The organism is Salmonella sp. SAL04162, from assembly GCF_046551535.1.
GTDB classification, from domain to species: Bacteria; Pseudomonadota; Gammaproteobacteria; order Enterobacterales; family Enterobacteriaceae; genus Salmonella; species Salmonella enterica.
On sequence record NZ_JBGDVX010000011.1, the window covers coordinates 47,104 to 66,821 of the forward strand.

Genomic DNA, 19,718 nt, shown 5'->3' on the forward strand with positions numbered 1-19,718 from the left:
ATGTTTGACGCCGCCCCCATAAAAAAAGTCTCGGTGGTTATTCCTGTCTATAACGAACAGGAAAGCCTGCCGGAATTGATAAGACGCACCACCACCGCCTGCGAGAGTCTGGGCAAAGCGTGGGAGATTTTATTGATAGATGATGGTAGCAGCGATAGCTCGGCGGAGCTGATGGTTAAGGCGTCCCAGGAGGCCGATAGCCATATCATCTCTATTTTACTCAACCGTAACTACGGTCAACATGCAGCGATTATGGCGGGGTTTAGCCATGTAAGCGGCGATCTTATCATTACGCTGGATGCCGATCTGCAAAACCCGCCGGAAGAGATCCCGCGCCTGGTGGCGAAAGCCGATGAAGGGTTCGATGTGGTAGGCACCGTGCGACAGAACCGACAGGACAGCCTGTTTCGCAAATCGGCGTCAAAAATCATTAATCTGCTGATCCAGCGCACAACGGGCAAAGCGATGGGCGATTACGGCTGCATGTTACGCGCCTATCGCCGCCCTATTATCGATACTATGTTGCGCTGCCATGAACGCAGCACCTTTATCCCTATTCTGGCCAACATTTTCGCTCGTCGGGCTACCGAGATCCCGGTGCATCACGCTGAACGTGAATTTGGCGACTCTAAATACAGTTTTATGCGTCTCATTAACCTGATGTATGACCTGGTGACCTGCCTGACGACGACGCCGCTGCGCCTGTTGAGCCTGCTGGGCAGCGTTATCGCCATCGGCGGGTTTAGCCTGTCGGTATTGCTTATTGTACTTCGCCTGGCGCTGGGGCCGCAGTGGGCGGCGGAAGGCGTATTTATGCTCTTTGCCGTCCTGTTTACCTTCATCGGCGCGCAATTCATCGGTATGGGACTGCTGGGCGAATACATCGGTCGCATTTATAACGATGTCCGCGCCCGCCCCCGCTATTTTGTTCAACAAGTTATCTACCCGGAAAGCACGCCGTTTACTGAGGAAAGTCACCAATGAAAGCCGTTATTTTTGCCTATCACGATATGGGATGTCAGGGCGTGCAAGCCGTACTGGATGCCGGGTATGAGATTGCCGCGATTTTCACTCATGCCGATAATCCTGCGGAAAACACCTTTTTTGGCTCCGTCTCCCGGCTGGCGGCAGAATTAGGTATTCCGGTTTATGCGCCGGATAACGTAAACCATCCTATCTGGGTCGACCGCATCGCTGAGCTTGCGCCGGATATTATTTTTTCGTTCTATTACCGTAACCTGTTAAGCGAAGAAATTCTGCACCTCGCCCCGGCTGGCGCGTTCAATCTGCACGGTTCTCTATTGCCTGCCTATCGTGGCCGTGCGCCGCTAAACTGGGTTCTGGTTAACGGCGAAAGCGAAACGGGCGTAACGCTGCATCGTATGGTCAAACGTGCCGACGCCGGAGAGATTGTCGCCAGTCAACGCGTCGCTATTGCGCAGGACGATGTTGCGCTTACCCTGCATCATAAGCTATGTCAGGCCGCGCGCCAGTTGCTTAATAGCGTCCTGCCCACCATGAAATGCGGCGATATACCTTCTGTTCCTCAGCGTGAGTCTGACGCTACATATTATGGTCGCCGCAGGCCGGAAGATGGCCTTATTGACTGGCACAAACCGGTTTCCACTGTGCATAACCTGGTGCGGGCGGTAGCCGCCCCCTGGCCCGGCGCGTTCAGCTATAACGGCTCGCAAAAATTCACTATCTGGTCTTCCCGAATTTGTCCGGATGCGCAGGGCGCGCTTCCCGGCTCGGTAATTTCGGTCTCTCCGCTGCGGGTCGCCTGCGCCGATGGCGCGCTGGAGATTATTACCGGCCAGGCCGGAGACGGTATTACTGTACAGGGCTCGCAGCTTGCACAGACGCTTGGTCTGGTGGCGGGCGCTCGTTTGAACCGTCCACCAGCGACCAGCGGTAAACGTCGCATTCGCGTTCTCATCCTCGGCGTCAACGGTTTTATCGGCAATCATTTGACCGAACGGTTACTGAATGAAGAGAATTACGAGGTCTACGGTATGGATATCGGCAGCAACGCCATTAGCCGATTCCTGCTCCACCCTCGCTTTCATTTCGTGGAGGGAGATATCAGCATCCACTCAGAATGGATCGAATACCATGTCAAAAAATGCGATGTCGTACTGCCGCTGGTAGCAATTGCTACCCCGATTGAATACACCCGCAACCCGCTGCGCGTCTTTGAACTTGATTTTGAAGAAAACCTGCGGATTATCCGTTATTGCGTGAAATACCGTAAACGCGTGGTTTTCCCGTCTACCTCTGAAGTGTACGGCATGTGTACGGACGCCTCTTTTGACGAGGACAAATCGAATCTGATCGTCGGGCCGGTGAATAAGCCACGCTGGATTTATTCCGTTTCCAAACAGCTTCTCGACCGGGTGATTTGGGCTTATGGCGAAAAAGAGGGATTGCGCTTCACGCTTTTCCGTCCCTTTAACTGGATGGGGCCGCGGCTGGATAGCCTGAACGCGGCGCGTATCGGCAGTTCACGCGCGATAACGCAGTTGATTCTGAACCTGGTAGAAGGGACGCCGATAAAGCTTATCGACGGCGGTCAGCAGAAGCGCTGTTTCACCGATATTCGTGACGGGATCGAAGCCTTATTCCGCATTATTGTGAATGATGGCGATCGGTGCGATGGCAAAATCATTAATATCGGCAATCCTGACAACGAAGCCAGTATTCAGGAACTGGCGACGCTGTTGCTCGACAGTTTTGATAAGCATCCGCTGCGCTGCCATTTCCCACCGTTTGCCGGTTTCCAGGCCGTCGAAAGCCGTAGTTATTACGGCAAGGGTTATCAGGATGTCGCACACCGGAAACCCAGTATCGACAATGCCAGGCGCTGTCTGGACTGGGAACCGTCTATTGCGATGCGGGATACGGTTGAAGAAACGCTGGACTTCTTTTTGCGCAGCGTAGATATCGCGGAACGCGCATCATGACGAAAGTCGGTTTACGCATTGATGTTGATACCTTGCGAGGAACGCGTGAAGGTGTTCCCCGGCTACTGGAGACATTGCATCGCCACGGCGTTCAGGCCAGCTTTTTCTTCAGCGTCGGGCCGGACAATATGGGACGTCATCTTTGGCGTCTGATAAAACCGCGATTTTTATGGAAAATGCTACGTTCAAACGCCGCTTCGCTCTACGGTTGGGATATTCTGCTGGCCGGTACTGCCTGGCCGGGAAAAAATATCGGCAACGCCAATGCCGGGATTATTCGTGAAACGGCAACATACCATGAGACGGGACTACATGCCTGGGATCACCATGCGTGGCAGACTCACAGCGGCCACTGGAGTATCCGCCAGCTTGAAGAAGATATCGCGCGCGGCATAACGGCGCTTGAGGCCATTATCGGAAAACCCGTCACCTGCTCAGCCGCGGCCGGCTGGCGAGCGGATGGGCGCGTTGTTCGTGCGAAAGAGCCGTTCAACCTGCGGTATAACAGCGATTGCCGTGGAACCACCTTATTCCGTCCGCTACTGATGCCGGGCCAGACAGGGACGCCGCAAATCCCCGTCACCTTACCCACATGGGATGAGGTTATCGGCCCCGCCGTTCAGGCACAGTCGTTCAATACCTGGATTATCTCCCGTATGTTGCAGGACAAAGGCACGCCGGTATATACCATCCATGCGGAAGTCGAAGGTATTGTCCATCAGCCGCTGTTTGAAGATTTGCTCGTTCGTGCACGTGACGCGGGGATCACCTTTTGTCCTCTGGGCGAACTGCTGCCGACATCGCCTGAGTCTCTGCCGTTGGGGCAAATTGTACGTGGACACATCCCTGGCCGTGAAGGTTGGCTGGGGTGCCAACAGGCAGCGAGCGCCTCATGATGAAATCGATACGCTATTATCTGGCTTTCGCCGCATTTATCGCGCTCTACTATGTTATTCCTGTCAATAGCCGCCTGCTCTGGCAGCCGGATGAAACGCGCTATGCCGAAATAAGTCGGGAGATGCTGGCGTCTGGCGACTGGATCGTGCCGCATTTTCTGGGATTACGTTATTTTGAAAAACCGATAGCCGGTTACTGGATAAACAGTCTGGGTCAGTGGCTTTTTGGCGCTACCAATTTTGGCGTGCGGGCTGGCGCTATTTTGACGACATTACTGGCCGCAGCGCTGGTGGCGTGGCTGACGTTCCGCTTATGGCGGGATAAACGTACCGCGTTGCTCGCCTCCGTGATCTTTCTCTCCCTCTTTGCCGTTTACAGTATCGGGACGTATGCGGTACTCGACCCGATGATCGCGCTTTGGCTTACGGCCGGGATGTGTTGTTTCTGGCAGGGGATGCAGGCCACGACCCGAACGGGCAAGATTGGGATGTTTTTGCTACTGGGCGCAACCTGCGGTCTGGGTGTATTAACTAAAGGGTTCCTCGCCCTGGCCGTACCGGTGGTGAGCGTGCTGCCGTGGGTTATTGTTCAGAAACGCTGGAAGGACTTTTTGCTATACGGCTGGCTGGCGGTCTTGAGCTGCTTTGTGGTTGTCCTTCCCTGGGCGATCGCCATTGCGCGACGCGAAGCCGATTTCTGGCATTACTTTTTCTGGGTGGAGCATATCCAGCGATTCGCCATGAGCGATGCCCAGCATAAAGCCCCTTTCTGGTACTATCTGCCGGTACTGCTCGCGGGAAGTTTACCGTGGCTGGGATTACTGCCTGGCGCGCTTAAACTGGGCTGGCGCGAGCGAAACGGCGCATTCTATTTGCTTGGATGGACGATCATGCCGCTTCTCTTTTTCAGCATTGCGAAAGGGAAACTGCCCACCTATGTTCTTTCCTGTTTCGCACCGATAGCGATACTCATGGCGCGCTTCGTCCTGCATAACGTAAAAGAAGGCGTCGCCGCGCTACGTGTCAACGGCGGGATCAACCTGGTGTTCGGGTTAGTCGGGATCGTCGCAGCGTTTGTCGTCTCCTCATGGGGCCCGCTGAAATCGCCGGTGTGGACGCATATCGAAACCTATAAAGTTTTTTGCGTCTGGGGCGTCTTTACTGTTTGGGCGTTTGTGGGCTGGTATAGCCTCTGTCATAGCCAAAAATACCTATTACCCGCGTTTTGTCCGCTGGGACTGGCGCTGCTGTTCGGCTTTTCCGTCCCCGACAGGGTGATGGAGTCCAAACAGCCACAGTTTTTTGTCGAAATGACCCAGGTGCCTTTGGCATCAAGCCGCTATATTCTTGTCGACAACGTGGGCGTCGCCGCCGGGCTGGCCTGGAGTCTGAAACGAGACGATATTATGCTCTACGGACACGCGGGCGAACTCAGGTATGGTCTTAGCTATCCTGATGTGCAGGATAAATTCGTTAAAGCCGACGATTTTAACGCCTGGCTCAACCAGCATCGTCAGGAGGGCATTATTACGCTAGTACTTTCAATAGCCAAAGATGAAGACATCAGCGCTCTTTCCCTCCCCCCTGCGGACAATATTGATTATCAGGGGCGTCTGGTGTTAATTCAGTATCGGCCTAAATGATCGGCGTCGTTCTGGTGCTTGCCAGTCTGCTCAGCGTTGGCGGTCAGCTCTGCCAGAAGCAAGCGACACGGCCATTGACGACAGGCGGACGCCGCCGCCACCTGATGCTGTGGCTGGGCCTGGCGCTGATATGCATGGGTGCAGCGATGGTGCTGTGGCTGCTGGTGCTACAAACCCTGCCGGTGGGGATTGCTTACCCGATGTTGAGTCTGAATTTTGTCTGGGTCACGTTGGCGGCATGGAAAATCTGGCATGAACAGGTTCCGCCCCGCCACTGGTTGGGCGTCGCATTGATTATCAGCGGCATTATCATTCTGGGGAGTGCGGCATAATGGGCGTAATGTGGGGACTGATAAGCGTTGCGATTGCCTCCCTCGCCCAATTGAGTTTAGGATTCGCCATGATGCGGCTGCCATCGATAGCGCATCCACTGGCGTTTATTTCCGGACTGGGCGCATTTAATGCCGCGACCCTGGCGCTATTCGCCGGTTTGGCGGGGTATCTGGTTTCCGTCTTCTGCTGGCAGAAAACATTACACACGCTCGCGCTCAGCAAAGCCTATGCGCTACTGAGTCTCAGCTATGTGCTTGTCTGGGTAGCCTCAATGCTGTTACCCGGTTTGCAAGGCGCTTTCAGCCTAAAAGCGATGCTCGGCGTATTGTGTATTATGGCGGGGGTAATGCTGATTTTTCTGCCCGCCAGATCATGAAGGCTTGCGCGTCAACCGCTGCCATTCGTCGCAGGAATAACAGCGTGCATCAACGATTTTTAAGGTCTGGTGTTTTTCCCGATTAATACAATACTGCGCATCCTGTAAAGGCGACAGGATATCGCCGGGACTCAGTAATATCATGGAATTCGCCTCGGCGATCATTTTTAGCGAACCGCCGCTATCGCACAGCACCAGAACATGGCACGCCCTCTTTTTGACATAATGCGATTTCTTAACCAACCATTCCATAGCGCCCCCGTTTCACGCTGATTGTTCATAACACGTTACACATCAACGGATAAACAAAACGGCAATAGCGATGGAATGGTTGTATATTAACCTAACATTAATTTTTACAGCTCTCACACACCCACTGCTGGAGCGCACGGCGAGATATTTTAATCCCTCCGTTTTTCAGTTCTGACGGCAGCGTCAACCAGCGAACCGGCTGTTGAAAACGCGCCAGCTTATCACGGACCCATTCAGCGAGGTTCACGTCTCCGGCCTGCGATGCATACTCCACAACCGCAACGGGACGATGACCAAACTCTTTATCTTCTACCGGCACGACGAAGGCTTGTTGCACCAGCGGATGCGCGTTAATAACGCGTTCGACTTCCTCCGGCTGAATGCCTTCGCCGCCGCTAAAGAACAGGTTGTCCAGCCGCCCGGCGATGGTTAGCCTGCCGTGGTTCAGCTCGCCGCGATCGCGCGTGGCAAACCAGCCCTCGTCATTAACCAGCGGGATCAGTTTGCCATCACGCCAGTAACCTTCCGCCATACTGGCGGCGCGCAGCCAGACTTCATTATCGACGATCCTGATCTCTCTTCCGGGGAGCGGCGCGCCAACATCATCCGAACCATCGGCCTCTTTGGCGCATACCGTAGACGCGAACTCCGTGAGCCCATACCCGCACCAGCAACGAATCCCTTGTTTGCTGGCCTGGTCGGTGAGTTCAACCGGAATCACCGCGCCGCCGAGCAAAACGGCTTTCAGCGTCACCGCCGCCCGATTCGCCAGCAGCCGCCACAGCTGCGTCGGCACCAGCGAAGCATGAGTACACCCTGCCAGCATCTGCTCCAGCGGTTGCTTATCGCGTACCGTCATGCGCGCCCCGGCGAAGAGCCAACGCCACATAATACCCTGCCCGGATACATGAAACAGCGGCAGCGATAGCAGCCAGTCATCCTGAGGGCCAAACGGCATTAGCGAAAGCACCCCCTGCGCGCTGGCAAGATGCGCCTGGCACGTATGTACAGCCGCTTTTGGCAATCCTGTGGAACCCGATGTCAGCGTCATAGAAACCAGACGCTGCGGTTGCCAGGCCACGGCATACGCCGCTGTGCTCTTTTGTATCTGCAACGCGGTTAACCCGGAAAATACGTTTTCGCCTTCCAGTGTCAGCGCAAAACGCAGCGTTAACTCCGGTAACAGCGCCTCCAGCAATGTCTGGGGCAACTGCGGGTTGACGGGCAGAACCCGCGCGCCGCACTGCATCAGCGCAAGCCATGCCAACACAGTGCGCGGCTGATTCCCGGCGCGCAGCAGGACACCGTCGCCCTCCCGTACGCCCTGCGCGGCAAACCCATCCGCCAGCGCATCAATACGCTCACAGAGGGCGCGCCAGCTTAGCACTTCATCGTTCAGGCGCAGAGCGGGCGCCTGACTGCGTACCTGACGCCAGTGGCGCCACGGCCAGTCCGTGAATGTCATAACAGTCGTTCCAGCTCATCACGCTTCAGACAAGGCAACGCGCTACCGGGCCAGGGACGAACCTGTTGCGCCTGCATCAGATGCAAGGTATCCAGTCCGGGCAGCGTTCCCGGCGTCAACCAGGCGGCAATCCGCGCCAGTTGCGTCAGGCCGAGGCTGGACTCGATCGAAGAGCTGATGACCGCCGTCAGTCCCAACGCATGGGCGGTAGCGACTTGCTCACGCACTTTATCAAGCGATCCGGTCAGCGTAGGTTTGATAACCACAGCCTTGACGCCCTCTTCGGCTTCAAAGGTGAAATCCGCTTCGCGCAGACTTTCGTCCCAGGCAATCGCGATGCCGGTTTCACGGGCAAAGGCGCGGGAATCATCCCGCGTCTTACATGGTTCTTCGAGAAAGGCGATACGAGCGCGGTAGTCCGGATTAACATACTTTGCGAACTGTTGGGCTTTTAGCGGCGTCCAGGCGCGATTCGCATCCAGACGCAGATGCAGATCCGGGATCGCCTCCAGCAGCAAATTAACCACCATGCCGTCACGTACCGCTTCATAGAGACCCACTTTGACCTTAGCGATTTTCTCGCCGGGCATATCGGCAAGCCGTAGCACCAAATCGTCAGGATCGCCAGTGCATAACGGCGCGGCGCGATAGTCCGCCGCCTCCGGCAAGACGCCAGTCAGTTCCGCCAGCGCGCAGCTTGCGCCAAACGCGACCGAAGGCATCTCCGGTAATCCCTCGCTCTCCTGAAGCCAGTCGTTCACCCATGTCAGGAGCGCCGTCTGCGCCTCTTCCCACGTTTCCTGACTGAAGCCCGGCAGCGGAGAGATCTCTCCCCATCCCTCACGCTCGCCGTCACGCAGACAAACATACAGCCCGTCGCGAGTTTTTAACCGCCTGTCGCGCAGAACCACCCCCGCGTCCATGGGGATCTGCCAGCGGTATACCTGCGCGCTACGCATTATGGGTTCCGTTTGAATTTGCTGAAGTCAGGCTGACGCTTCTGGTTAAAGGCGTTACGGCCTTCCTGCCCTTCTTCAGTCATGTAGAACAGCATGGTGGCGTTGCCCGCCAGCTCCTGTAGACCCGCCTGACCGTCACAGTCAGCGTTCAGCGCGGCTTTCAGGCAGCGCAGCGCCATCGGGCTGTTTTGCAACATTTCGCGGCACCAGCGCACGGTCTCTTTTTCCAGATCCGCCAGCGGCACAACGGTGTTAACCAGCCCCATGTCCAGCGCCTGTTGCGCATCGTACTGGCGGCACAGGAACCAGATTTCACGCGCTTTCTTCTGACCAACGATACGCGCCATATACGAAGCGCCCCAGCCGCCGTCAAAGGAGCCAACTTTCGGACCGGTCTGGCCGAAGATGGCGTTTTCCGCCGCGATGGTGAGGTCACACATCATATGCAGCACATGTCCACCGCCGATGGAATATCCCGCGACCATCGCGACAACCGGTTTTGGACAGGTGCGGATCTGGCGCTGGAAATCCAGCACGTTCAGGTGATGCACGCCGGAGTCATCCTGATAACCGCCGTAATCGCCGCGCACCTTCTGGTCGCCGCCCGCGCAAAACGCTTTATCGCCTTCGCCGGTCAGAATAATCACGCCCACGTTGTCGTCGTAACGGGCATCCGCCAGCGCCTGAATCATCTCTTTGACGGTCAACGGACGAAATGCATTGCGCACCTGCGGACGATTAATGGTGATTTTTGCAATACCGTCGGTGGATTTTTCATAACGAATGTCGGTGTAACCCTCCGAGCAGTCGTGCCATTCTACCGGTGCGTAAAGCATTGTTTCATCAGGATAGATCATAGTGTGTCCTTTAGTCAGAGACGCAGAATCTGAGCCAGACTGTCTACCACGCCAGCGGGGTTTTCCCGATGCGCGTTGTGTCCGGCGTTACGAATAACATGGCATGTCGCCGCCACTTCCTGCGCCAGGGCGCGGAATTTGCTGTCGCGTTCGCCACATAAATAATAAAACGGAAATGCCAGCGCGTTGAGCGCCTCGCGTAAATCCGGCTGGGCGGCAAGCGATGTCGCCTTCAGCATCGCAGCCAGCGTTTCGCCGTTATTCTGGCTACGCAGCGCCGTCAGCGCCTGCCTTTGCTGCGCCGTCAGCGAGGCGAACACCGGCTGCTGATACCAGTCGTGAAAAACCTCAGTCAGGGGTTCACGACGAAAACGCTCTGCCCAGCGCCCGTCGGACAATCGTCTTTCAGCGCGCGCCTGTTCATTTTGCAGCCCCGGATGACCGCCTTCGACCACCAGGCCGCACAGGCCTGGTATTCCCTGACAGGCTGCCATCATCGCCACCCGGCCTCCAAGAGAGTATCCCACCAACCAGAACTTTAGTATGTTGTAACTAATTAACGTAGCGCGCAGTAATCTGATGACATCGGCAAAGCCGCCGACCGGAATAGCCGCAGATCCGCCATGTCCCGGTAAGTCAATATAGAGCCGCGAACAGCCGTGAAACTGTTCGCCAACCGGCTGCCATTCACGGCAATCGCCAGAAAAACCGTGCAGGAAAACCAGCGAGGGCGCCCCAGGCTGTCCGGGCATGTGCTGCGCGTGCAACATCATAGATGGCTTACCTGAGCCAAAAGTTGCTGCAACGTCTGCGCGCCGTCCGTATCGTTTACCACCAGCTCAATCACCGTCGTCGCCGGGGTTCGCCACGCGCCAGCCAGCGCAGACTCCAGTTCTTCCCAGTTTTCCGGGCGATGATAGCGCAGGTTAAACATGGCGGCCGCATGGTCAAAATGGACGTTTTGCGGCATCAAATAAAAGCGCTCACGTTTGCTTTGCGGCGTCGGCAGCAGGGAAAAGATCTGCCCGCCGTTATTGTTGACCACAATCAACACAAACGGCGCGGATACCTGACGTAGTAACGCCAGCGCGTTAAGATCGTACAGCGCGGATAAATCGCCGACGATAGCCAGCGTCGATTTGGCGCTGGCGCGCTGCACGCCCGCCGCTGTGGAAAGCAGGCCGTCAATGCCGCTCGCCCCGCGATTGCTGTATACCGGATAGCCAGCCGGCAACTGCGACAGCGCGTCGATCAGACGCACCACCAGACTATTGCCCACGAACAATTGCCCCTGCTCCGGCAGATAGTCGCGGATACGGTGCGCCAGCTGTGCTTCGCCAAAGGTGTCTCGCTGCGCGACCACCCGTTGCCACGCCAGTTCCGCCAGACGCGGGATCTCTACACACCACGGTTTACGTTTTTCCGCCGGATGCATCTCCAGCCAGTCGGCGATTTTCGCTATCAGTCTGCGTCCACGATGGTGCGCCGGGTCCAGACGACCTTCAATATTGTCGATTACCCAATACTCTTCCGGCTCGCAGGTTGCCTGCCATTGCAGTAAGCGTTTTCCGGTAAGGCTACTGCCAAGCTGGACGACAATTTGCGCCTGCTGCAGTTCGGTCACCGCTTTGGCGTTGCCGAGCCACAGGTCGGCGCACGGCAGCGGCTGCCCGGTTTGCGACAATACGTCGCCAATTAATGGCCATCCCAGAGTTTGCGCCCACTGCGCCACTTTTTTGCCTTCTTCCGCGCTCATACGCCCGGCGACGACGACGCCGCGTTTTTGTCGCCAGAAGAACCAGTCGCGCTGTTTGTCGCTTGCCAGTCGACGCGCTTCGCGCAGCCAGGGTTTTTCATCCTGCCACCAGTCGCCGAGACGCTGCTGCCAGACCAGGCCGGTGTCATTCATATCGCCATACAGCGGTTCGGCAAAAGGACAGTTAATGTGCAGAGCGCCCGCATGAAGCATGGCGAGCGCATTATCGATGGTCGACACCAGCCAGCGCGCCGGAATATCCTGCGTGGGACGCGGCAACGACAGAGTTTGGGAGGGGTGCGAGGAAAACATCCCCGCCTGACGGATCGCCTGGTTGGCGCCGCAGTCAATCAGCTCCGGCGGGCGATCGGCGGTAAGTAAAATAAGCTTCTCGCCCGTCAGCCCCGCCTCAATCAAGGCCGGATAGAGGTTCGCCACGGCGGTACCTGAAGTGACAATAACGGCAACAGGCTGTTGGCTGACTTTCGCCAGCCCTAACGCCAGATGACCAAGCCCACGCTCATCAAAGTGCGTATGGTGAATAAAAGCAGGATTCTCTGCCGCCGCCAACGTGAGCGGCGTGGAACGGGAACCAGGGGCGATACAAACATGCCTGACGCCATGACGGGTTAAGGCTTCCAGGATGACCGCCGCCCAGCGCCGGTTAAATGCACTTACTGACATGAGTTTGTCCGGTATCAATCATTGGGACTAAGTATAAAGAGCTGCAAAAATGGATTATTGATATGGGTCGGGAATATGTGACTCATTACACATCCATCTGCAATAAGGTACGTAACCCGGCCGCTTTATTATCTATTTCCTGCCATTCCTGTTCCGGATCGGAGCCGCGGACGATTCCCGCGCCGGCATACAATCGCACCACATTGGCCGTCACTTTGGCTGAACGTAACGTCACGCAAAACTCACTTTGCCGCGTGGAGAGATAGCCTGCCGACCCGGCATACCATTCACGTTCGAACGGCTCATGTTGTTCTATAAAACAACGCGCGGGTTCACGAGGGATCCCCGCGACCGCTGCGGTAGGCTGTAACTGGTGCAGGCAGAGCGTGTCGTCCGCCTGATTAAGCGCCGTCCAGATACAGCGGCGCAAATGCTGTACCTTGCGCAGTCTGAGCACCTGCGGCGGCAGCACATCCAGCGAGTGGGTGCAGTTTTGCAGTCGCTGGCAGATGTCTTCGACAACCAGCATATTTTCTCGCTGGTTTTTATCGTCTTTCATTAACCATTCGCCAAGCTGCCAGGCTTTATGGTTATCCGGATGGTTCGCCACCGTCCCGGCCAGAGCTTCGGTACGTAGCGCCGTTTCACGCCGCCGCCAGAGCCGCTCCGGCGATGATCCCAGAAAGGCGGTATCGGCGGAAAAGGCCATAAAAAAGTGGTAGCAGTTGAGATTTAAACGACGACTGGACGCCATCATCGCGGCGGCATTGACCGGACGGGAGAATTGTAAGTCGGTGGCCCGCGCCAGCACAACTTTATCAAACGCCTCTTGCGCAATGGTGTGGGTGGCCTGCTGAATCAGCTTCACCCAACCGTCTTTGTCCGGCCAGTGCTGTTCGCTCGTGAGCGAAAGGCGCAGCGCCGGAACAGGCTTAATACCGACCAGAGAAGCGAGAAACGCTTTCGCCTGGCGCGCATCATCGCGTAGCGAAACGTCACTGTGCAGATGTAAGCGTAAGGTCGCCGTACCACCGCTACGTCGCCACTCCAGCCGCGGCAGCAATAAGTAGCCCTCTTTCGGCTCGAACGCATTCAGCCCCCAAATACGCAGGTCAGGCTGCGCGTGCTGACGTAAAAACTGTTGCGCCAGATCGAGCGATGAAAAGACGGTGATTGCCCCGAGAACGGCAGCTTCTTCGTCGCCATTGCGCTGTTGCCAGTAGAATTGCGGAAAGGATGACTGGCTGGCCAGCCAGCTCAATGCATCGAAGGCATCGTTTAAAGGGAAAGGCGCATCGAAAACGCAAAGCCCTGGCGTCGCCGGTATCTCTTGCGATAGCTGACGCGTCAGATTTTCCAGCGCAGTAGTAATAGAATGCACGCGGACCCTCCCTGTTAAAAACCCCACATTATACGGGGTACTGCCCTAAAAAAGCAGTACCTCATTTAGGGAGGGTTGCAATTCTGTTCAGTGGGAGGGATTTAGCGCCGCGCCAGCAGCAGTCCAAGTACCAGTCCTACCGCCGCGCCTACGCCAATACCCTGCCAGGGTTTTTCATGAACGTAGTCATCCGCTTTATAAACGGCCTGCTTTGCCCGGTAATAATAGCTATCCGACGCGTGGCTTACGCGGTTTTTCACCTCTTCCAGCGCTTGTTCCGCGCGGGCTTTCAGCTCAATGTATTTTTGATCGGCGGGATCGCCTGAGGAACGTAAAACCTCTTCCAGCGTTTCGCTGAGCAAAGTCAGATCATCATCAACACGTGATTCACCAAATTGATATGACATTCTCATTCTCCGTTGTGTTAACACCTGCTCCTAACTATAGTCAACGGTTTCGGTTTATGCCTGATGAACCTCCCGCGCCATTCCCCGGTGCGGAATGCCATCTTCGTCATAAACATCGGTGACCGGAATAAAACCAAACCGCGCATAAAAAGGTTGCAGATGCGCCTGCGCCCCCAGATATAGCGGCTTATCCGGCCAGTGCCGCCCACAAGATTCCAGCGTTTTCGCCATTAATTGCTGGCCCAGTTTCGCCCCTCGCCAGGCATCGCTGACGATCACCCGGCCAATAACAACCGGGTCTGATTCGTTATCGCTTTTCAGAATCCTCGCATACGCCACCAGCTCATCCTGATGCCAGCCCAGAATATGCCGATTGTCGCCGACTAAATCATCGCCATCCACATCCAGGTAAGGACAGCGCTGTTCTACCACAAAGACCGCGCAGCGCAATTTGAGTAACGCGTAAAGTTGAGGAACGGTAAGTTCGCTATGGTGGAGATCCTGCCAGTCAATCATGATGCGCTCCTGTGTTGTGGTAATCTTGGGTTAAACGATAACCAAACGTGTATGGACAAGATGGAATTAATTTTTTTAGGTACGTCCGCAGGCGTTCCCACGCGCTCACGCAATGTAACGGCAATTTTATTACATCTGCAACATCCAACGCAGCCGGGAGTATGGCTTTTTGATTGCGGCGAAGGGACACAGCATCAAATGCTTAATACCGCGTTTCATCCCGGTAAGCTTGAGCGCATTTTTATCAGCCATCTTCACGGAGATCATCTGTTTGGCCTGCCGGGTCTGCTATGCAGCCGGTCGATGGCGGGGAATCCCCATCCGCTAACCGTATACGGGCCTCAAGGCGTGCGTGAGTTTATTGCAACCACACTGCGCCTTAGCGGTTCATGGACCGATTTTCCGTTGCAAATTGAAGAAATTAGCGCAGGCGATATTCTTGACGACGGTCTGCGTAAAGTGACCGCATTCAGGCTGGAGCATCCACTGGAGTGCTACGGATATCGCGTTGTTGAACATGACAAGCCTGGCGCGCTGAATGCCAGGGCGTTAAAAGCCGCAGGCGTTACGCCCGGCCCGCTGTTTCAGGCGTTGAAGGCAGGAAAAACCGTCACGCTTGCCGATGGAAGGCAGATCAATGGCGCCGACTACCTTGCTCCCGCCGTGGCCGGGAAATCAGTGGCGATTTTCGGCGATACCGCGCCCTGCGAGGCCGCCCTCGCGCTGGCGCAAGGCGTGGATGTGATGGTACATGAAACCACGCTGGATGCGTCAATGGAGGAGAAAGCCAACGCTCGCGGACACAGCTCCACCCGTCAAACCGCGACGCTGGCGCGGGAAGCTGCCGTCGGTCGGCTGATCATGACCCATATTAGCTCACGCTATGACGATAAAGGCTGTCAGCGCTTACTGGCGGAATGCCGCGCTATTTTCCCGGCGACGGAACTGGCTTACGATTTTTCTGTTTTCCCGGTTTAGCGCTCCATTTTTTGTCCTCATTGCCGATAACACTAAAAAAGGCAGGCTTTCATAATGAGGTGAGGATGGACAATTTTCAGAAAGATATTGATGACAGGGCGAATTTAACCCTGTCAAACCGTTTTGAGCTGCTGTTATTCCGTCTTGGTACATCGCTGCATGAACAGAAGTCAGAGCTGTTCGGCATCAATGTATTTAAGCTGCGCGAAATCGTACCGATGCCCGCCTTTACGCGCCCGGCAGGCATGAAAGCGCCGCTATTGGGCATGGTCAATATTCGGGATCAGGTCATTCCGGTGATTGATTTGCCAGCGGTAGCGGGCTGCAAGCCGGAAACCGGGCTGAATATTTTGCTGATCACCGAATATGCGCGCAGCGTACAGGCATTTGCCGTCGAGTCGGTGGAAAATATTATGCGTCTTGACTGGCAGCAGGTGCATACCGCCGAGAAAGCCGTCAACGGTCGCTACATCACCAGTATTGCCTGCCTGGATGACAACAAAGAAACCAACAACCTGGCGCTGGTGCTCGACGTTGAGCAGATCCTTTATGATATTGTCCCCTCCAGCCACGATCTGCGCGCCACCAATCTGAAGACCAATAAATTTTATATTACCCCAGGCGCGGTAGCCATTGTGGCGGAAGACTCCAAAGTCGCCCGCGCGATGCTGGAAAAAGGGCTGAACGCAATGGGAATTCCGCATCAGATGCATGTGACCGGCAAGGATGCATGGGAGAGAATCCAGCAACTGGCGCAGGAAGCGGAGGCCGAAGGTAAGCCAATTAGCGAGAAAATCGCGCTGGTCCTGACAGATCTTGAGATGCCGGAGATGGATGGCTTTACGTTAACGCGTAAAATTAAAACCGATGAACGGCTGAAAAAGATCCCGGTCGTTATTCACTCTTCCCTTTCCGGCAGCGCCAACGAAGATCATGTGCGTAAGGTAAAGGCCGACGGCTACGTCGCCAAATTTGAAATCAATGAACTCTCTTCAGTGATACAGGAAGTGATGGAGCGCGCGGCGCAAAACGTCAGCGGCCCGTTGGTAAGCCGGCAGTTGCTAAGTTAAATTCCGGTCGCTGAGACCTTACCTGCCGGATGGCGGCGCAAGCGCCTTATCCGGCCTACAATCCATAGTTATTTCAACGTATTACATCAGATAATAAAAAACCCGCTTCGTGAAGCGGGTTTTTCGTTTTTACTTATTGTTTACATCAACGGCGTCGCTAACTGCACAAGGCTAATCAGCGGCTGCGGCCAGACGCCCAGTACCAACACCAGCAACGCGGAGATCAGCACCACGATCCCACCCGCGCTGTACTGCCAGTTTGTCGGCGCGTCGCGTCCCGGTTGCTGCGGCGCGTGCAGGTAGAGACTCACCGCAACGCGCAGGTAGTAGTACAAACCAATCGCGGAACCCACCACCACGGCGGCGACCAGCCACCACAGACTGGCCTGAACGCCGACCGCCAGCACGTAGAATTTGCCGATAAAGCCCAGCGTCATCGGGATACCTGCCAGCGACAGCATCATCACCGTCATCACTGCGGCAAGAACCGGACGGTGCCAGAACAGACCACGGTAAGAGTACAGAGAATCCGCATCCGGACCGCGGAACGGGCTGGACATCAGGCTAACCACGCCAAACGCGCCGAGGCTGCTGAACAGATAACCGGCCAGATAAACGCCTACCGCTTCCATCGACATCTCGCCGCTCTGCAGGGCAATCAGCGCCACCAGCAGATAGCCGAGGTGAGAGATAGAAGAGTAACCGAGCAGACGTTTGATGTTGGTCTGGCTCAGCGCCATCAGGTTACCGAAGATGATAGAGGCAAAGGCGATAATGCCCAGCACCACGCGTACCGCTTCGCTGTCGCCTACCGGCGCATAGAGGAACAGACGCATCACCACGCCGAAGATAGCGATTTTGCTCGCCGTCGCCAGGAAGGTGGAAACCGGCGCAGGCGCGCCCTGGTATACGTCTGGCGTCCACAGGTGGAACGGCACCAGAGAGAGTTTAAAGCCCAGACCGACAATCATCAGGCCAAAGCCCGCCAGCAGCAACGGCTCGTGCAGCATACCATCGCCGAGGCTCTTACCGAGCGCTTCGAAAGACAGGTTGCCGGACTGCGCATAGACCAGCGCCATCCCGAACAGCAGGAAAGACGAGGCGGCGGCGGAGAGGATGGTGTATTTGATACTGGCTTCCAGCGAGCGCTTCTGGCGGAAAGCATAACCAATCAGGCCGAACAGCGGCAGCGAGATCAGTTCAATACCAAGGAACAGCGCCGCCAGGTGGTTGGCGTTCGCCAGCAGAATTCCCCCCAGGCTGGCGATTAACACCAGCAGGTAGAACTCTTCCTGGTTATCGTTATAGCCTTCCAGCCACGGGTAGGCAAAGGTGCAGGTGGCGAGGCTCGCCAGCAGCACCAGCCCGGTGTAGAGCATCGCAAAGCCGTCAACGCGCATCAGCGGCGTGACGTCCATTGCCCCGGCCTGGCCGACAAACCAAAGCGAAACCAGAGCAGCGTTAAGCCCAATGACCGACAGCGTGGCATTGAGGAAGTGATTGCGTCGCCACGCAATGGAGAGCATCACAACCACCACCGTCAAGCCGACGATCAGCAGCGGTAGCAGCGCAATCAGGTGTTGTGGAGTTATTGTCATGGCGATTTACGGCCTTGTAGTAGTAACAGAATTAACAAACCACTGCTGGATGTTGCTCATCGCAGAATGCGAGGTATCCAGAATCGGCTGCGGATAGAAGCCAAGCAGTACCAGAAGCACCACCAGCAACAGAATGATAAACAGCTCGCGCAGCGACATCCCTGGCAGTTCCTGGCTGGCAATCTGGCTCTTCGCTTTACCAAAGTAAGCGCGATGCAGCATCGCCAGCGAGTATACAGAGGCGAATACCAACCCAAAGGTGGAGATAACGGTAATCACCGGCACCACCTGGTAGCTGCCGAACAGAATCATAAATTCGCCGACAAAGTTACCGGTGCCCGGCATCCCGAGCGTCGCCACCGCAAAGAACATGGACAGCGCAGGCAACCACTTCATCTTGCCCCACAGGCCGCCCATCATACGCATGTCACGCGTATGCAGACGTTCGTACAACTGGCCACACAGAATGAACAGACCGGCTGCGGACAAACCGTGCGCAATCATCTGAATCACCGCGCCCTGGTACGCCAGTTGGCTGCCGGTGTAGATAGCGATCAGCACGAAGCCCATATGCGAAACGGAGGTATAGGCAATCAGGCGCTTGATGTCGTATTGGGTAAAGGCCATCCACGCGCCGTAGAAAATGCCGATAACGCCCAGCCACATGGCGATCGGCGCAAACTCCGCCGACGCGTTCGGGAACAATGGCAGGGAGAAACGCAGCAGACCGTAAGCGGCGGTTTTCAGCAAGATACCGGCCAGGTCGACGGAACCGGCGGTCGGCGCCTGGGAGTGCGCATCTGGCAGCCAGCCATGCAGCGGCACCACCGGCATTTTCACCGCGAAGGCGATGAAGAAGCCCAGCATCAGCAGATATTCCACACCGTGGGACATCGGCGTGTTCAGCAGCTCTTCATAGTTGAAGGTCCACACGCCGGTCGCGTTGTAGTGCACAAAGACCAGCGCCAGGATGGCAATCAACATCACCAGACCACTCGCCTGGGTATAAATGAAGAACTTGGTTGCCGCCGTGATACGCGTTTTCCCGTCAGAAGCTTTATGCCCCCACAGCGCTATCAGGAAGTACATCGGCACCAGCATCATTTCCCAGAAGAAGAAGAACAGGAACATGTCGATAGCCAGGAACACGCCGATAACGCCGCCTAAGATCCACATCAGGTTCAGGTGGAAGAAGCCCTGATATTTTTCGATTTCTCGCCAGGAGCAAAGCACCGCCAGAACGCCGAGCAGGCCGGTCAGCACCACCATTAGCAGCGACAGTCCGTCGAGCGCCAGATGGATAGAGATGCCAAAACGCGGGATCCACGGCAGGACAAATTCAGATTGCCACTGTGGAATACCGGCGGATTGCGTCAGTGAGTAGCCGCCCTGCAACCACAATTGCAGACCGAGCGCCAGCGTCAGCCCCATGGTAATCAGCGCTATCCAGCGCGGCACCTTCACGCCAAAGCGTTCGGTCTGCCAGCACAGAAAGCCGCCGATAAAGGGAATCAATATTAGCCAGGGTAGTAACATGGCGATTTTTATTCCTTTTTAAGGCCTCTGACAGAGGCCTGATTTTCA

General features: G+C 56.0%; 19 protein-coding genes. 8 read left to right on the forward strand and 11 right to left on the reverse strand.

The genetic code is table 11. The features are described from left to right. From arnC to arnF, 6 genes are read left to right on the forward strand one after another with little or no spacing between them, the layout of a single operon-like run. Positions 1 to 984: an undecaprenyl-phosphate 4-deoxy-4-formamido-L-arabinose transferase gene (gene arnC, locus ACLJRH_RS19545; protein ID WP_000458893.1), complete on the forward strand. Its 984-nt coding sequence runs from the start codon at positions 1 to 3 to the stop codon at positions 982 to 984. After that, positions 981 to 2,963 (forward strand): bifunctional UDP-4-amino-4-deoxy-L-arabinose formyltransferase/UDP-glucuronic acid oxidase ArnA, encoded by a 1,983-nt coding sequence (gene arnA, locus ACLJRH_RS19550; protein ID WP_001630041.1) that lies wholly within the window; start codon positions 981 to 983, stop codon positions 2,961 to 2,963. The genes arnC and arnA overlap by 4 nt, the downstream gene beginning before the upstream one ends. Beyond that, positions 2,960 to 3,859 carry a 4-deoxy-4-formamido-L-arabinose-phosphoundecaprenol deformylase gene (arnD, locus tag ACLJRH_RS19555; protein WP_000169775.1) on the forward strand — a complete coding sequence of 300 codons (900 nt, stop codon included), beginning with the start codon at positions 2,960 to 2,962 and terminating at the stop codon, positions 3,857 to 3,859. The genes arnA and arnD overlap by 4 nt, the downstream gene beginning before the upstream one ends. After that, positions 3,856 to 5,502, forward strand: coding sequence for a lipid IV(A) 4-amino-4-deoxy-L-arabinosyltransferase (gene arnT, locus ACLJRH_RS19560; protein ID WP_023892213.1), 1,647 nt, complete (start codon positions 3,856 to 3,858; stop codon positions 5,500 to 5,502). Before arnD ends, arnT begins: the two co-directional genes overlap by 4 nt. Then, complete coding sequence (arnE, locus tag ACLJRH_RS19565) at positions 5,499 to 5,834, forward strand: 4-amino-4-deoxy-L-arabinose-phosphoundecaprenol flippase subunit ArnE (protein ID WP_000580688.1); 336 nt, start codon at positions 5,499 to 5,501, stop codon at positions 5,832 to 5,834. Before arnT ends, arnE begins: the two co-directional genes overlap by 4 nt. Continuing rightward, on the forward strand, positions 5,834 to 6,211 hold the full coding sequence (gene arnF, locus ACLJRH_RS19570; RefSeq protein ID WP_000538694.1) for a 4-amino-4-deoxy-L-arabinose-phosphoundecaprenol flippase subunit ArnF: 378 nt from the start codon (positions 5,834 to 5,836) through the stop codon (positions 6,209 to 6,211). Before arnE ends, arnF begins: the two co-directional genes overlap by 1 nt. Here arnF and pmrD read toward each other — a convergent pair. The 9 genes from pmrD to ACLJRH_RS19615 form a co-directional block, all read right to left on the reverse strand. Beyond that, entirely contained in the window at positions 6,206 to 6,463 is a 258-nt protein-coding gene (pmrD, locus tag ACLJRH_RS19575; RefSeq protein WP_000455132.1) for a signal transduction protein PmrD, read from the reverse strand. The two genes, arnF and pmrD, sit on opposite strands and share 6 nt — an antisense overlap. 97 nt (positions 6,464 to 6,560) lie before the next feature. After that, positions 6,561 to 7,928 carry an o-succinylbenzoate--CoA ligase gene (gene menE, locus ACLJRH_RS19580; protein ID WP_023136800.1) on the reverse strand — a complete coding sequence of 456 codons (1,368 nt, stop codon included), beginning with the start codon at positions 7,926 to 7,928 and terminating at the stop codon, positions 6,561 to 6,563. Then, positions 7,925 to 8,887 (reverse strand): o-succinylbenzoate synthase, encoded by a 963-nt coding sequence (menC, locus tag ACLJRH_RS19585; protein ID WP_023136801.1) that lies wholly within the window; start codon positions 8,885 to 8,887, stop codon positions 7,925 to 7,927. Before menC ends, menE begins: the two co-directional genes overlap by 4 nt. Further along, positions 8,887 to 9,744, reverse strand: coding sequence for a 1,4-dihydroxy-2-naphthoyl-CoA synthase (gene menB, locus ACLJRH_RS19590; RefSeq protein WP_000640013.1), 858 nt, complete (start codon positions 9,742 to 9,744; stop codon positions 8,887 to 8,889). The genes menC and menB overlap by 1 nt, the downstream gene beginning before the upstream one ends. A gap of 14 nt (positions 9,745 to 9,758) precedes the next feature. Continuing rightward, positions 9,759 to 10,517 (reverse strand): 2-succinyl-6-hydroxy-2,4-cyclohexadiene-1-carboxylate synthase, encoded by a 759-nt coding sequence (gene menH, locus ACLJRH_RS19595; protein ID WP_023136802.1) that lies wholly within the window; start codon positions 10,515 to 10,517, stop codon positions 9,759 to 9,761. Then, entirely contained in the window at positions 10,514 to 12,184 is a 1,671-nt protein-coding gene (menD, locus tag ACLJRH_RS19600) for a 2-succinyl-5-enolpyruvyl-6-hydroxy-3-cyclohexene-1-carboxylic-acid synthase (protein WP_000116398.1), read from the reverse strand. The genes menH and menD overlap by 4 nt, the downstream gene beginning before the upstream one ends. Before the next feature lie 85 nt (positions 12,185 to 12,269). After that, positions 12,270 to 13,565 carry an isochorismate synthase MenF gene (menF, locus tag ACLJRH_RS19605; RefSeq protein WP_023136803.1) on the reverse strand — a complete coding sequence of 432 codons (1,296 nt, stop codon included), beginning with the start codon at positions 13,563 to 13,565 and terminating at the stop codon, positions 12,270 to 12,272. 101 nt (positions 13,566 to 13,666) lie between these two features. Further along, positions 13,667 to 13,972: a stress response protein ElaB gene (gene elaB / locus ACLJRH_RS19610; RefSeq protein WP_001522308.1), complete on the reverse strand. Its 306-nt coding sequence runs from the start codon at positions 13,970 to 13,972 to the stop codon at positions 13,667 to 13,669. A 54-nt stretch (positions 13,973 to 14,026) separates the two neighbouring features. Next, the gene (locus ACLJRH_RS19615) at positions 14,027 to 14,488 is read right to left on the reverse strand and encodes a GNAT family N-acetyltransferase (RefSeq protein WP_000568155.1); all 462 of its coding nucleotides are present in this window, start codon (positions 14,486 to 14,488) and stop codon (positions 14,027 to 14,029) included. Between the two features lie 60 nt (positions 14,489 to 14,548). Here ACLJRH_RS19615 and rbn point away from each other — a divergent pair, with 60 nt between their 5' ends. Both rbn and ACLJRH_RS19625 read left to right on the forward strand, forming a co-directional pair. Beyond that, positions 14,549 to 15,466 carry a ribonuclease BN gene (gene rbn / locus ACLJRH_RS19620; protein ID WP_000419093.1) on the forward strand — a complete coding sequence of 306 codons (918 nt, stop codon included), beginning with the start codon at positions 14,549 to 14,551 and terminating at the stop codon, positions 15,464 to 15,466. Between the two features lie 65 nt (positions 15,467 to 15,531). Further along, positions 15,532 to 16,536 (forward strand): chemotaxis protein, encoded by a 1,005-nt coding sequence (locus ACLJRH_RS19625; RefSeq protein WP_000368564.1) that lies wholly within the window; start codon positions 15,532 to 15,534, stop codon positions 16,534 to 16,536. 140 nt (positions 16,537 to 16,676) lie between these two features. Here the strand turns inward: ACLJRH_RS19625 and nuoN are convergent, their stop codons facing one another. Beyond that, positions 16,677 to 18,134 (reverse strand): NADH-quinone oxidoreductase subunit NuoN, encoded by a 1,458-nt coding sequence (nuoN, locus tag ACLJRH_RS19630; RefSeq protein ID WP_000156669.1) that lies wholly within the window; start codon positions 18,132 to 18,134, stop codon positions 16,677 to 16,679. Between the two features lie 6 nt (positions 18,135 to 18,140). Continuing rightward, positions 18,141 to 19,670 carry an NADH-quinone oxidoreductase subunit M gene (gene nuoM / locus ACLJRH_RS19635; protein WP_000926430.1) on the reverse strand — a complete coding sequence of 510 codons (1,530 nt, stop codon included), beginning with the start codon at positions 19,668 to 19,670 and terminating at the stop codon, positions 18,141 to 18,143. Between the last annotated feature and the right edge of the window lie 48 nt (positions 19,671 to 19,718).